Source organism: Streptomyces sp. S.PNR 29 (assembly GCF_030386795.1).
In the GTDB taxonomy this organism is placed as follows: Bacteria; Actinomycetota; Actinomycetes; order Streptomycetales; family Streptomycetaceae; genus Streptomyces.
The window spans coordinates 616637-629818 of sequence record NZ_JANUQM010000001.1 but is presented as its reverse complement, the minus strand read 5'-3'; the positions used below and the strand labels follow the sequence as shown (position 1 = coordinate 629818).

Genomic DNA, 13182 nt, shown 5'->3' with positions numbered 1-13182 from the left:
CCCATGCTGGGAATGGCCGACTACCGGTCGACGGCGCCGCACCCCGTCTCGCTCGCGGCTACCGGGTTTTCCTTGCGCCGCCGTTGACGTTGAGGACTTGCCCCGTGATGTGGCGGGCGGCCGGTGAGGCGAGGAAGGCGACCGCGCCCGCGATGTCGGCCGGGGTTCCGGGGCGGCCCGTGGAGGTGGCGGCGATCAGGGTGGCGCGGCGTTCGTCGGAGAGCTTGTCGCGGAAGAACTCGGTGTCGGTGATGTAGCCGGGTGCGACCACGTTGGCGGTGATGTCTCGTGGCCCGAGGGCGTCGGCAAGGCTCAGGTTCCAGGTGGCGAGGCCCGCCTTGGACGCTCCGTAGGAGTCGGCTCCCTGGTCGGCCGCTATGGAGCCGATGTGGATGACCGCACCGCCCGGGGCGAGGCGGTCGTCGAGGGCCCGGGTCGTGAGAGCGGCACTGATGAGGTTGGCGTCGATATTGGCGCGGAAGTCGCGGGCGAAGGCGGCGAGGTCGGTCTTGCCGTCGGCGTCGAAGACGATGTTGCCGCCCGCGTTGTTGACCAGCACGTCGATGCGCTCGGGGAGTTCGGACACGAGCCGAAGGAGGGCCTCGGGGTCGGTGTGGTCGCAGACCAGGGGCCGGACGCCGGTTTCAGCCGCAAGGTCGTCGAGGGGACCGGGACGACGGCCGGTGACGATGACATTCTCGTTCTGGTCGGAGAAATGGCGGGCGATGGCGCGGCCGATGCCGGTGCCGCCGCCGGTGACCAGGATCGAGCGTGGCATACGATGAGCCTCCAGATTCAGGTCTAAATTTAGAGCTAAACGTAACACGGGAGAGGGTCGGCATGGCAAATGAGCCCACCACGCCGAAGAGCATGAGCTACCCGACGGACGGCGACTCCACGTACCCGGTGCAGGACATCGCCGCCGCCTGGGAGCGCGAACGGCCCGGCACTCCCGTTACGTCGATCGGGATCGTCACGCCCATCTGGCGGCTGGCGAAGCTGCTGGGCGACGACCGGCGGCGGGTCCTCGCGCAGGCCGGAGTCGATGCCGCGACCCTCGACCTGCTGAGTGTTCTGCGACGGAGCGGCGAGCCGTACATGCTGAGCACGCGCGAACTCAGCCGGCGGTCACTGGTCACCGCCGGCGCCATCTCGCAGCGCGTCGCCCGCGCGGAACGCGACGGGCTCGTCACCCGCCGGCCCGGGCAAGGGCGGCCCCGCACCGTCCTGGTCTCGCTGACCCGGGCCGGACACGATCTGGTCGAGACCACCGTCGACCAGGTTCTGGGCCGGGAGGCCGAGTTGATCGGCGGCCTGACGCCCGAGCAGCAGAGCCACCTCACCGAACTGCTCCGGCTACTGCTCCAGCAGGTTCAGCACCGACTCGGCGACGACCGCATCTCCCATGTAGGCGATGAGTGAAGGCGTGTCGCTCCCTGGCGGGGATCGGTGGACGGGAGCCGTCTGAACCCTCCGTCCCCGTTCGTTTACAGTGCTGAGCGTCGTACGTACGGACGGATGCCCCGGGGAGGTCTGCGTGGCTGCGACAGCTGGTGCCGTCTGGGGACGGGCCGAGCAGCAGGACTTCCGTAGCCGGGTGCGCGGGACCCTGCTCGGGGTGGCCGTCGGGGACGCGTTGGGTGCGCCCGTCGACGGGCTGGAACTGGAGGGGATCCGGGAGGCGTACGGGGCCGAGGGGCTCGTCGACCTCGCCCCTGCCTACGGACGGCGCGGCGCCGTCACGCATCTCACGCAGCTCACCCTGTTCTCCGTCGACGGACTGATACGGGCCCAGGTGCGCCGCGACACCGGAGCCTGGCATCCGCCGACCGATCTGCACCGGGCGTATCTGCGCTGGGCGGCCACCCAGCGTGACTGGGGGCCGGACCTGAGGCGGAAGGACGACGGCTGGCTGGCGCGGGAGGAGTGGCTGTACGCCCGCCGTGACCCCACCCGCGCGCTCCTGATGGGCCTCGCCGACGAGACCATGGGCACGCTGGACGCACCCAAGAACCCGGGGGAGCAGGGGCCCGAGGCCGCCGTCCGGTCCGCCCCCTTCGGGCTGCTGGTCGGCTGGGAGCCGCAGCTGGTCGTCCAGCTCGCCGTGGAGTGCGCGGCGCAGACCCACGGCCACCCCACCGCCTACCTGGCGGCGGGCGCGTACGCCGTGATCGTGCACGGGCTGGCCTGCGGCGACAGCCTGGACGGGGCGGTGCAGCGGGCGCTCGCGCTGCTGGCCCCCCGCGCCGGGCATCAGCCGGTGTCCAGCGCCCTGCAGCACGCGCTGGGCGCGGTACGGCAGGGGCTGCCCACGCCGGACCGGGTGGCCGAGCTGATCGGGGACGGCACGGCGGAGGGGCTCGTGGCCGCCGCCGTGTACTGCGCGCTGGTCGGCGAGGACGCCCGGCACGGTCTGCGCCTCGCCGTCAACCACAGCGGGCCCTCGGCCGCCATGGGCGCCCTGACCGGCGGTCTGCTCGGTGCCCTGCACGGCGAGACGGCCCTCCCGCCGGCCTGGCTGGCCGAGCTGGAGGGCCGTCCGACGATGCTGGAACTGGCCGACGACTTCGCCATGGAGATGACCCAGGGCCCCGCCCTGCACGGTCCGGCGGGATCGTCACCGGGGTGGCTCGCCCGGTATCCGCGAGCCTGAAACCGAGAGCCAGGCCGCCCGGTCCCGGTCCCGCTCCTAGTCCTTCACCCGCGTCCCCACCACGTCGTCCGCCGGGCCCGCCGGTGCCGGTACCGCCGCGGCGGCGGTTCCGTCGTCGTCCGTGTTGATCTTCTCGATGATCGCGAGCCGCTCCGGGGTGTCCTCCGGCTTCACGAAGCCGACCAGGATGTACAGGACCAGCGACACGGCCAGCGGGATCGACACCTGGTACTGGAGCGGGACCCCGCCCTCGACGTTCCAGTTGATCGGGTAGTTGACCAGCCAGAAGGCCAGCAGGCCCATCGACCAGCTCACCAGTGCCGCCGTCGGGCCGGAACGGCGGAACGGGCGCAGCAGGCCGAGCATCATCGGGATGGCCATCGGGCCCATCAGACCGGCCACCCACTTGATGACGACCGTGATGATGTCCTTGAAGGTCGGGGAGTTGACCTGGGTCGCCGCCGCCATGGACAGGCCGAGGAAGACGACGGTCGCGATCCGTGCCACGCGCAGGCCCTGGCCCTGGCTCCAGGTCCGCGCCCTGGCCCACACCACGGGCGCGCAGTCCCGGGTGAAGACGGCCGCGATGGCGTTGGCGTCGGAGGAGCACATGGCCATGGTGTGCGAGAAGAAGCCGACGATGACCAGACCCAGCAGGCCGTGCGGCAGCAGCTGTTCGGTCATCAGGGCGTAGGAGTCGGAGCCGTCCGGCTTCTGCGACTCGACCAGCAGCGGCGACATCCACATGGGGAAGAAGAGGACGAGCGGCCAGACCAGCCACAGGATCGCGGACAGCCGTGCCGACCGTTCGGCCTCGCGGGCGTTCGGCGTGGCCATGTAGCGCTGGGCCTGGTTGAGCATGCCGCCGTTGTACTCGAAGAGCTTGATGAAGAGGAAGGCGAGCAGGAAGACCGTGCCGTACGGGCCGACCAGCGGCTCCTCATGGCCCTGGAGCTCCGGCTGGTCCCACACACCGAAGAAGCCGCCGTGGTCGTCGAGCCGTACCACCACGGCCACGAACATCGCGACACCGGCCAGCAACTGGATGACGAACTGGCCGAGTTCGGTCAGCGCGTCCGCCCACAAGCCGCCGATCGTGCAGTAGATCGCGGTGATGCCACCGGTGATGAGGATGCCCTGGTTGAGGGAGATGCCGGTGAAGACGGAGAGCAGAGTGGCGATGGCCGCCCACTTCGCACCGACGTCGACGATCTTCAGCAGCATGCCGGACCAGGCCAGCGCCTGCTGGGTCTTCAGGTCGTAACGATTCTTCAGGTACTCCAGCGGGGAGGCCACGTGGAGACGGGAGCGCAGGCGGTTGATGCGTGGGGCGAAGAGCTTCGACCCGATGGCGATGCCTAACGCGATCGGGAAGGACCAGGTGACGAAGGAGGTGACGCCGTAGGTGTAGGCGATGCCCGCGTAGCCGGTGAACATCACCGCGCTGTAGCCCGACATGTGGTGCGAGATGCCGGAGAGCCACCAGGGCATCTTGCCGCCGGCCGTGAAGAAGTCGCTGACGTTGTCCACACGTTTGTGCGACCAGACGCCGATGGCGACCATCACCGCGAAGTAGCCGATGAGCACGGCCCAGTCGAGACTGTTCATGTGCCACCCTTCCAGGGTCCGCCTTGTGAACGGCCCGCCTATCCTGAGCGCGGAAACATGGGCACGACAAGGAAGAGGTAGGTCAAGGGCGAGTAAAATAGTTCTGCACGCTGACTTCAGTTCACTTACCTGAACAGACGCGGTGACTGGAAATCATCGGTCAGCGCATCAGCTCCCCGGCGTTCACCAGGAGCGACTGGCCCGTGATCGCCCGAGCCCGGTCCGAGGCCAGGAACACCGCCGCGTCCGCCACGTCCCCGTCCGTCGCCAGTTCCGGCAACGCCATCCGGCCGGTGAGCCTGCCCAGCACCTCCGCCTCCGGCACCCCCTCGCTCTGCGCGGTGAACCGCACGTACGCCTGCACCGGCGGGCCCCACATCCAGCCCGGCAGCACGGTGTTGACCCGGATCCGGTACGGCCCCAGCTCCCGCGCCAGCGAGTACATCGCGCTGGTCAGCGCGCCCTTCGAGGCCGCGTACGCCGCCTGCCGCACCTGCGAGGGCGCCGCCACCGCCGACTGGGTCCCGACGAACACCACGGAACCGCCCCCGCCGTCCTTCAACGCCGGCAGGCAGGCCCGCGTCATCCGCAGCGTCCCCAGCAGGTTCACGTCGATCACCGACTGCCAGGTCGTGAAGTCGGCGTCCTCCAGCCCGCCGAAGTGGCTGTCCAGTGCCGCCACATGGATCACCGCGTCGATCCCGCCGAACCGCTCCCGCGCCAGCCCCGCCAGCGCCTCGCACTGCCGCTCGTCGGTGATGTCCGTCGCCCGGTACGCCGTGTGCGTCCCGCCCGGATCCAGCTCCGCCGCCGTCTTCGCCAGGTTCGCCTCCGTACGCGCCCCCAGCGCGGCGTTCCCCCCGTCCCGCACGACGGCCGCCGCGACCTGCCGCCCGAGCCCCGCTCCGACCCCCGACACGACGACCGTTCTGCCCGCGAGCAGTGACATACCCGGACCTCCCGGACCCTGGCGGATTTTCTGACGGGGCGTCAGAGTATGGGCGACCGTGGGACGAAGGAAGACCGAAGGAAGACCAAGGAAGACGAAGGAAGACCAAGGAAGGCGAAGGAAGGGGAAGGCGCATGAGCGAGGAGACCCGCAGCGAGCTGTACGCCGAGCTGGCCGCCGTGGGGCCGTACGGAGTCCGCCCCGGCCACGCGCTCATCACCCTGGTCGAACCGCACCCGGGCCACGAGTACGCCTACAACCGCTGGTACGAGGACGACCACTACTACGCCGGCGCCATGGCCATGCCCTGGATGTACGCCGGCCGCCGCTGGGTCGCGACCAGGGACCTGCAACTCCTGCGCTACCCCGAGAAGTCGGCGGTCGCCCGGCCCGTCACCACCGGCTGCTACCTCTCCACGTACTGGATCACCGACGGGCGCTACGACGACCACATGCGCTGGACCGTCGCCATCAACCGGCGCCTCAACCGCGACGGCCGCGTCTACCGCGACCGCACCCATGTGTTCACGGCCTTCCAGGACCACGAGGCGACCGTGTACCGGGACGGGGCTGCGGGCCCCCGTGACATCCACGCCCTCGACCACCCCTACGCGGGCCTGGTCCTCCAGGTCGTCGAGGCCGGCTCGGCCGGGCAGCGCGCGGAGCTGCTGGAGTGGCTGCGCTCCCGCCACCTGCCCAAGCGGCTGGCAGGCTCCCCGTCGGCGCTGGTCACCGTCTTCCGCCCCACTCCGCTGCCCGGCGACCGCATGTCGTACGTCCAGCAGGTCGAGGGCACGGACACCCGGCTGACCCTGCTCTGGTTCCTTCAGGCGGATCCGCGGGAGTGCTGGGAGCACTGCTTCACGGGGCTGGACACGGCGGTCGCCGAGTCGGGGCTGGGACGGGTGGAGCTGGTGGCGCCGTTCATCCCCACGGTGCCGGGCACCGACACCTACGTGGACCGGCTCCGCTGACCGTCAGCGCAGCTCCTCCGGGCACGGCGTCCCGCGCGGCACGGTGTACGGGGCCGCCAGACGGTACGTCCCCGCCTTCGGGGCCAGCAGCACCGTCCACTTGTCGCCCTCCGGGTCCTCCTCCGTCTCCGTCAGGCAGCCGTTGACGTTGTCGTACGTCTTCGGCTCGCCCTCGGGGCGGTTCTGGGAGGCCTCGGTCTCCTGGGGCGGGTCGAGCTTCTTGCCCTCGGCGTCCACGATGCTCAGCCACGGCGAGTAGGGGATGCGGATCAGGATCCGGCCGGGCCTGCTCACCCGCATCGTCCACTCGCCCTGCTCGGCCCGTTCGACGACCGCGTTCGGCGCGGCGAGCGGCGTCGGATCGGTCACCTCGAACAGCTGCCAGTTCGCGTCGCCCCAGACCTGCTTCAGATACGGCAACCCGCGCTGCACCAGCTGCCGCTCGCGCTCGGCGCCCGTGCCGTCCGGCTCGTCCTTCGGCAGGACGACGAAGTGCACGGCCCAGCGCTTCAGCCACTCGCGGTAGTTCGCCGAGTTGAGCGTGTCGTCGTAGAAGAGCGGGTTGCGCTCCATGTCGGCCTGGCGGTTCCAGCCGCGCGCCAGGTTGACGTACGGCGCGAGCGCGGAGGCCTCGCGGTGGGAGCGGGCGGGCACGACCTCGACGCGGCCCTTCTCGGCGCCGACCTCCTGCAGTTCGTTCACCAGCGGCGCCAGCTCGCGCGCCCAGGACGCCGCGGGGGCGGCGTGGATGATGTCGTCGGCCGTCTTGAAGCTGATCCAGCCGCCGAAGCCGAGCAGGGCCAGCACGCACGCGTACCAGCGGCGCGAGCGCGGCACCGTGAAGGGCAGCGCCGCCACCAGCGTCATCCCGGCGAACAGCATCGCCAGCCGCGTGATGTTGGAGCCGATCTGCGAGCTGATCAGCCAGACCAGGACGACCGACAGGCCGTACACCGCCGCCACCAGCCGGACCGTCTTCCAGTCCTCCGGGACGAGCACGAAGACGAGAACCGAGTACAGGAACGGCAGGATCACCGAGCCGATCATCATCGGCTGGGTGCCGGAGAAGGGGAACAGCCAGGCCGACACGGCCACGACCGCGGTCGGCGCCAGACCCAGCGCCCAGGCGCCCGGCCGCCGCTTCTGCAGGAACAGCGCCACCGCCACGAAGCCCACGAACAGCCCCGCCACCGGCGAGGACATGGTCGCGAGCGCGGCCAGAGGCGCCGCGCACAGCGCCTTCGCCCAGCGCTTGTAGCGCCAGCGGTACGGCCAGCAGAACACGACGGCGACCGCGCCCAGCGCGAACATCGTGCCGAGGCCGAAGGTCACGCGGCCGGAGATCGCGTTGCACAGCAGCCCGAAGACCCCGGCCAGCGCCGCCCACAGCGGGTTGCGCACCGAGCGGCTGCGGATGAGGACCAGCGTCAGCAGGCCCGCGGAGATGGTCCCCGCGATCATCATCGTCGTACGGACCCCGAGCAGCGACATCAGATACGGCGAGACCACGCTGTACGACACCGGGTGCATACCGCCGTACCAGGCGAGGTTGTACGCGGAGTCGGGGTGCCGGCCGACGAACTCGGCCCAGGCGTCCTGGGCGGCGAGGTCGCCGCCGCTGGTGGCGAAGGTGAAGAACCAGACGACGTGGAGCACACCGGCGAGACCCGTGACCGACAGCACCGGGTGCCGCAGCAGCCGCTCGCGCAGGGCCTGGACGGCCGAGCCTTCCCTACCGCTCTGTCCGGGTGGCGCGGGCAGCTGTATTCGCGGGCCGTGTACCGGGCCCGGATCGGCGTCGTCGGCGCGTGTCGGCTCCGCAGTGGCCACCTGAAGGCACTCCCCGTGTCCCGTCTTCTGTTCCTCGGCCGCGTCCCGTTCTCTTGTCGTTCACGGCTTCGTTTCCGCGACCGGCGACCTGCCCCGGTTCGTGACGCTAGCACGCAGGGCGTGACCCGCCCCCCGGTCCTCCCTCGTACACGGCGGCCGCCGCCCCCTCGGGGACGGCGGCCGCCCTGCCGTTTCCGCTCAGCCCAGGCGGGTCAGCTTGTCCGCCCAGCCCGGTTCGACGAGGTCCTTCTGGAGCGCGACCGGGACCTGCACCGCGCCGCTGGTGCCGCCGTCGCCCACGGTGAGCGTGCCGACCTCGGTGCCGGCCTTCGCCGTATGCGGCAGTTCGTCCGCCTTGAACGTCAGCTTCACGGTGAGCCCCGCCCAGCCGACGGCCTTGACGTCCTCGGTGGCGACGACCGGCGTACGGCCGCCGAGACCGTCGTCGGCGTAGCCCACGACGTCGCCCTTCTTCAGGATCGTCGCCGACTCCAGCGCGCTCTGCGCGGCCCGGATCAGCTTGTCGCCCGAGTCGAGGGCGGCGGCGAGGATGCCGGTGCCGTTGTCCGGCTGGCGCACCACGGCACCGACGATGGTCCGCGTCTCACCGCCGATCTCCTTCTTCGCCGCGAAGACGAGGTTGCCGAGCGCCGAGGTGGTGGTGCCGGTCTTGATGCCGACCACGTTGTTGCTGCCGACCAGCTGGTTCCAGTTGGGGTGGTTGGCGCCCTTGTAGTCGGTGTACGACATCATCGCCGCGACCTCCCGGAAGGCGGGCTGCTTCATCGCCTCCTTGGCCAGCTTCACCTGGTCCACGGCCGTGCTGACGGTCGTGTTGTTCAGACCGGACGGGTCGGTGTACGTCGTGTTCTTCATCCCGAGGTCCTTGGCGGCGTCGTTCATCTTGGTGACGAACGCCTTCTCGGACCCCGCGTCCCACCGGGCGAGCAAGCGAGCGATGTTGTTCGCGGACGCGATCAGGATGCTCTCCAGGGCCTCACGCTGGGAGATCGAGTCGCCCGCGGTCACGGGGACGGTCGACTCCTGGCCCGCGTCCGACTGGTCCTCGGCCGTCTGATCGATCTTGAGCTTCGGGCCGTTGGCACCGCTCTTCAGCGGGTGGTCGCGCAGGATGAGGTACGCGGTCATGACCTTGGCGACACTGGCGATCGGCACGGGCTTCTGCTCACCCGACGAGCCGAACGAACCGATGCCCTGCACGTCCAGCGCGGCCTGTCCGGCGGACGGCCACGGGATGTCGACCTTGCTGCCCTCGAAGGCGTAGCTGTCCTTCGCGGTCAGGTCGAGCGTGGGCTGCGGGAGCGGACGCAGGGTCTGTACGACCGCAAAGATCACCACCAGCAGCAGGACCAGCGGCGTCCAGATCTTGACCCGCCGGGCCAGGGTGCGCAGCGGGGTCGGCGGGGGCGGCGGCGTGTTGGTCAGCTCCGCCAGCAGATCCAGCGGCGGCTTCGGCGGCAGCGGCTGCTGCGTCGTCCGCTCCGGCCCGACCTGCGGGACGGGCGCGGTGGCGTCCGCCGGGGGCACCTTGGGCAGCGCGGTCGTCGCGTCGGCCGGCGGCGGCTTGCGCGTCGACGGGTCGTCCAGGGGCTTGAGCGCGACGAACTTGCTGGTCCGCTCGGCCTCGGGCTCGGGCTTGGGCCCGGGCTCGGGCTTCGGCTCGGGCTTGGCGGGGGCGTCGGCCTTGCCTGACGCCTTGCCGGCGGCTGCGGATGTCTCGGTGGGCTTCCCCGCCTCGGCCACCTTCGCGACGCCGCCCACCTTCAGCATGGTCGTCGGCTGATCGACAGCGGGCCGCACGGCCTTGAACACGGCGGTGGGCTGGTCGACGGGGGGCTTCGCGGCCTTGTCGCCGGACGCCTCCGGCTCGTCGGGGCCATCGGTGTCGCCGGGTTCGGGAGTTCCGTCGGGGTCGGTTTCCGGGGTGGCGGCCTCGGGGGTGCCGGTGGGCTTGGAGTCGTCCGTGGACTTGGGGGCGGGGGCCTTGGGGGTGGGGGCCTTGGGGGCCTCGCCCGCCTCCTCCTTCGAAGCCTCGGCCTCGGTGGCCTCAGGGGCGTCCTGGCCCGCGTCGGCCCGAGGATCGGTGGCTTCACCGGCCTCGTCGGCGTCCGCCTCCGGCTCCGGCTCGGTGTCCGTGTCCGCCTCGGCCTCCGCATCGGCGTCGGCCACGGCACGGTCGTCCTCACGCCCGCCCTCGCCCGCATCGGCACCGGAGGCCGTCTCCGCGTCCCGCTCGGTCTCTTCCCCGGCGTCGGCCTCCTCGGCACCCTCCGCGTCCTGACCGCCCTCGCCGACCTCGGCCCCGTCGGAGCCCTCAGCGTCAGCCGCTTGGCCCGCCCGGTCGGTATCCGCAGCGGCCTCCGCGTCTGCCGTGCCCTTCGCGGGTTCGGCGTCCGCGTCTGCCGTGTCCTTCGCGGGGTCGGCGTCTGCCGCCTGATCCGCCTCGTCCTCGTCCTCGTCCGCGTCCGCGTCCGCGGAAGCCTCCCCGTCCGCCTCGCCCGCCTCGTCCGCCGAACGTACCCAAGCCGCCACGGCGTCCTTCAGGCGCCCGCCGCCGGTGTCCGTGGTGGCGTCGCGGTCGCTGGAGGCCTCTGACGCGCTGTCGGCGGCGGAACCTTTCGCGTCGGCGTCGGGGTCGGCGTCCTCGTCCGTCTCCGTCGCCTGGGCGCGTGTCGAGAGCACCCGGGTCGCCGTGTCGACACCCCCTCGGGAGGCCTCCCGCGCCACCGCGAGCCGCGGATCACGCGTCTCGGCGGCCTCGCTCCTGGCCTCGGGAACCGGACCCGCGCTCCCCGACGTCGGTTCTGCCGACGACTCGCGCTGCTTCGACCTGTCGGGGGACTCGCCCGCCACCGATGCCTCCTCCATGCCGCACGTCTCCGTGCGCCTACCGAACCGTGACCCGCCGTCCGGGACACCGCTCCATAGCGCTGTCCGAACCATGTACCAGTGTCCTGTGTACGGGCTGACCCCACGCGGTAGACGAGAACGACATACCTACTGGTTCCACTACGAACCGGTCACGCACCCTCGACAGACCAATGTGAGAGGGGTCACCCTGTCATTCATCCACGCGGGGAGGCATGGATGGGCAGGAGCCGCAGAACACTTCCGGAGGAGCTTCTGCTGCTGGCACTGGACCCGGCCACGGGTACCACTGCACAGCCGCAGTCGCTCGACCTCGGTCTGGCCGGAGCACAGCTAGTGGAGCTGGCGCTGGCCGGACGGATAGCCCCAGACGGGGATCGTATCGCCGTGGTGGTGCCACGGCCGACAGGAGATCCGACACTTGACTGCGCGTTGGAGTTGCTGCGAAGGCGCGGCGCCCCCGTACGGGCGGTCAACTGGATCGGCGGACCCCGGCTGGGGCTGCGCCAGACCTACCTCTCGCATCTGGAGCGGTGCGGCATGGTCGCCGCCGTGCCCGGCCAGATGTGCGGGGTGCTGCCGACGACTCGCTACCAGGCGACGGACACGGCCATCAGCCGGGAGATCAGGGCCCGGCTGGACTCCGCGATCCGCACCGGCGTACCGCCGGACCCACGGACCGCGGCGCTCGCCGCGCTGGCCCACGCGGTCGGTCTCGGCAAGCACTTGTATCCGGGGAACGAGGGGCGCTCGTCCCGGTCCCGGCTGCGGGATCTGATCAGACACGACCCCATGGGCGGCCTCGTGGCGCACGCCGTGATGGACGTCCAGAACGGCGTGGCGGCCCAGCCGCGCCGCAGCCCGGCCCCGGCCGGCCGTCAGGCCGCCGCGGGGGCCAGGACCGCACCGGAACCCGCCCGTGGTGTTCCGCTGCAGCCGCGCCGCGGATCCATGGCGCGCGCCGTGGCCCACTGAGCCGCGGTCCCACGACAGGGCGCGCACCACAGCGACACCGCACACAGCGACACCGCACACAGCGAAACCGCAAGCGAACACCGCAACACCAGCGAGAAGCACAGCCGCACCGCCAGTCCCCACAGGCCCGGTACGGGAGCCGCTGGTCCGCGCGGGGTGGCAGAGCCGTACGTCCGGACGACGACGCGGCCTTGCCGCCCCGCGCGGCCGTATGTGCGGGGATGCGCCGAACTGGCGTGTACGCGGCGCATATCGTCTGTTTCCCAGCGGTAGGAAGCCCCTTGGTGGCAGTCTGCTCAGCAACAGATACGCATAGTGGCAAGTTCGAGGCACGCAGCCGGAGGTGCACGTCCCGTGGCGTCCAATGTCAATCCCACCGTCAGGCGACGCCGGCTGGGCCAGGAGCTGCGCAGGCTCCGCGAGCTCAAGGGCATGACGGCCGAAGAGGTGGCGGAGCGGCTGCTGGTGTCGCAGTCGAAGATCAGCCGCCTGGAGAACGGCCGGCGCAGCATCAGCCAGCGCGACGTCCGCGACCTGTGCGGGGTGTACGAGGTCGAGGACCAGCGGATCGTCGACTCGCTGATGCAGATGGCCAAGGACTCCCGGCAGCAGGGCTGGTGGCACGCCTTCGGCGACATCCCGTACAGCGTGTACATCGGCCTGGAGACGGACGCCGAATCGCTGCGGGTCTACGAGCCCCAGATCATCACCGGCCTGCTGCAGACCCGCCCGTACGCCGAGGCGCTCATCCAGGGCGCCTTGCCGGAGACCGCGGCCGCCGACATCGACAAGCGTGTCCAGGTGCGCATACGACGGCAGGAGCGCATCGCCGCCGACAACAACCCGCTGCGCCTGTGGGTGGTCCTCGACGAGGCCTCCCTGCGCCGGGTGGTGGGGAGCCGTCAGGTGATGCGCGAGCAGCTGGAGCACGTCGCCGAGATGTCGCAGCTGCCGCACATCACCGTGCAGGTGCTGCCGTTCGACGTGGGCGCGCACCCCGGCATCAACGGGCAGTACTCGATCCTGGAGTTCGCCGACGCGGCCGACTCCAGCGTGGTGTACATCGAGGGCGTCACCAGCGACCTGTACCTGGAGAAGGCGCATGACGTGCAGAAGTACACGGTGATGTACGAGCATCTGCGGGCGCAGGCGCTGAACGTGGAGCAGTCCCGTCAGCTCATCGAGGACGTGGCGAAGGAGTACGCACGCTGAGCCCTGCCGTGGCGGCCGGCCGTCGGAAGCGCGCGATCCTACACCCCGACAGGTTGGACTGGAAGACTCGCTTGGAATATGCCATCCGGTCG

General features: G+C 70.9%; 10 protein-coding genes. 5 read left to right on the top strand and 5 right to left on the bottom strand.

What is annotated here, in order from left to right; all coding sequences use genetic code 11:
• Positions 1-58: 58 nt before the first annotated feature.
• Positions 59-778, bottom strand: a complete 720-nt coding sequence (locus NW895_RS03120; RefSeq protein ID WP_289933512.1) for an SDR family oxidoreductase — start codon at positions 776-778, stop codon at positions 59-61.
• Positions 779-870: 92 nt separating this feature from the next.
• Here NW895_RS03120 and NW895_RS03115 point away from each other — a divergent pair, with 92 nt between their 5' ends.
• Positions 871-1422, top strand: coding sequence for a MarR family transcriptional regulator (locus NW895_RS03115; RefSeq protein ID WP_289933941.1), 552 nt, complete (start codon positions 871-873; stop codon positions 1420-1422).
• 115 nt (positions 1423-1537) lie between these two features.
• A complete protein-coding gene (locus NW895_RS03110) occupies positions 1538-2653 on the top strand; it encodes an ADP-ribosylglycohydrolase family protein (protein WP_289933511.1) in 1116 nt (371 codons plus the stop codon).
• 36 nt (positions 2654-2689) lie between these two features.
• Here the strand turns inward: NW895_RS03110 and NW895_RS03105 are convergent, their stop codons facing one another.
• The gene (locus NW895_RS03105) at positions 2690-4261 is read right to left on the bottom strand and encodes a sodium:solute symporter family protein (protein WP_289933510.1); all 1572 of its coding nucleotides are present in this window, start codon (positions 4259-4261) and stop codon (positions 2690-2692) included.
• A 160-nt stretch (positions 4262-4421) separates the two neighbouring features.
• Complete coding sequence (locus NW895_RS03100) at positions 4422-5210, bottom strand: SDR family oxidoreductase (protein ID WP_289933509.1); 789 nt, start codon at positions 5208-5210, stop codon at positions 4422-4424.
• A gap of 134 nt (positions 5211-5344) precedes the next feature.
• Between NW895_RS03100 and NW895_RS03095 the strand changes: the two genes are divergently transcribed.
• On the top strand, positions 5345-6184 hold the full coding sequence (locus NW895_RS03095; protein ID WP_289933508.1) for a hypothetical protein: 840 nt from the start codon (positions 5345-5347) through the stop codon (positions 6182-6184).
• A gap of 3 nt (positions 6185-6187) precedes the next feature.
• Here the strand turns inward: NW895_RS03095 and NW895_RS03090 are convergent, their stop codons facing one another.
• Both NW895_RS03090 and NW895_RS03085 read right to left on the bottom strand, forming a co-directional pair.
• Positions 6188-8014, bottom strand: coding sequence for an MFS transporter (locus tag NW895_RS03090; protein WP_289933507.1), 1827 nt, complete (start codon positions 8012-8014; stop codon positions 6188-6190).
• A gap of 198 nt (positions 8015-8212) precedes the next feature.
• Positions 8213-10903, bottom strand: a complete 2691-nt coding sequence (locus tag NW895_RS03085) for a D-alanyl-D-alanine carboxypeptidase (protein ID WP_289933506.1) — start codon at positions 10901-10903, stop codon at positions 8213-8215.
• 219 nt (positions 10904-11122) lie between these two features.
• Between NW895_RS03085 and NW895_RS03080 the strand changes: the two genes are divergently transcribed.
• Complete coding sequence (locus NW895_RS03080; protein WP_289933505.1) at positions 11123-11878, top strand: GPP34 family phosphoprotein; 756 nt, start codon at positions 11123-11125, stop codon at positions 11876-11878.
• A gap of 354 nt (positions 11879-12232) precedes the next feature.
• A complete protein-coding gene (locus NW895_RS03075; RefSeq protein ID WP_289933504.1) occupies positions 12233-13090 on the top strand; it encodes a helix-turn-helix transcriptional regulator in 858 nt (285 codons plus the stop codon).
• Positions 13091-13182: the final 92 nt, after the last annotated feature.

What these genes read in the sequence shown, in the direction of transcription:
- NW895_RS03120 (WP_289933512.1), bottom strand. Translation starts at nt 778, where the DNA reads ATGCCACGCTCGATCCTGGTCACCGGCGGCGGCACCGGCATCGGCCGC.
- NW895_RS03115 (WP_289933941.1), top strand. Translation starts at nt 871, where the DNA reads ATGAGCTACCCGACGGACGGCGACTCCACGTACCCGGTGCAGGACATC.
- NW895_RS03105 (WP_289933510.1), bottom strand. Translation starts at nt 4,261, where the DNA reads ATGAACAGTCTCGACTGGGCCGTGCTCATCGGCTACTTCGCGGTGATG.
- NW895_RS03100 (WP_289933509.1), bottom strand. Translation starts at nt 5,210, where the DNA reads ATGTCACTGCTCGCGGGCAGAACGGTCGTCGTGTCGGGGGTCGGAGCG.
- NW895_RS03095 (WP_289933508.1), top strand. Translation starts at nt 5,345, where the DNA reads ATGAGCGAGGAGACCCGCAGCGAGCTGTACGCCGAGCTGGCCGCCGTG.
- NW895_RS03085 (WP_289933506.1), bottom strand. Translation starts at nt 10,903, where the DNA reads ATGGAGGAGGCATCGGTGGCGGGCGAGTCCCCCGACAGGTCGAAGCAG.
- NW895_RS03080 (WP_289933505.1), top strand. Translation starts at nt 11,123, where the DNA reads ATGGGCAGGAGCCGCAGAACACTTCCGGAGGAGCTTCTGCTGCTGGCA.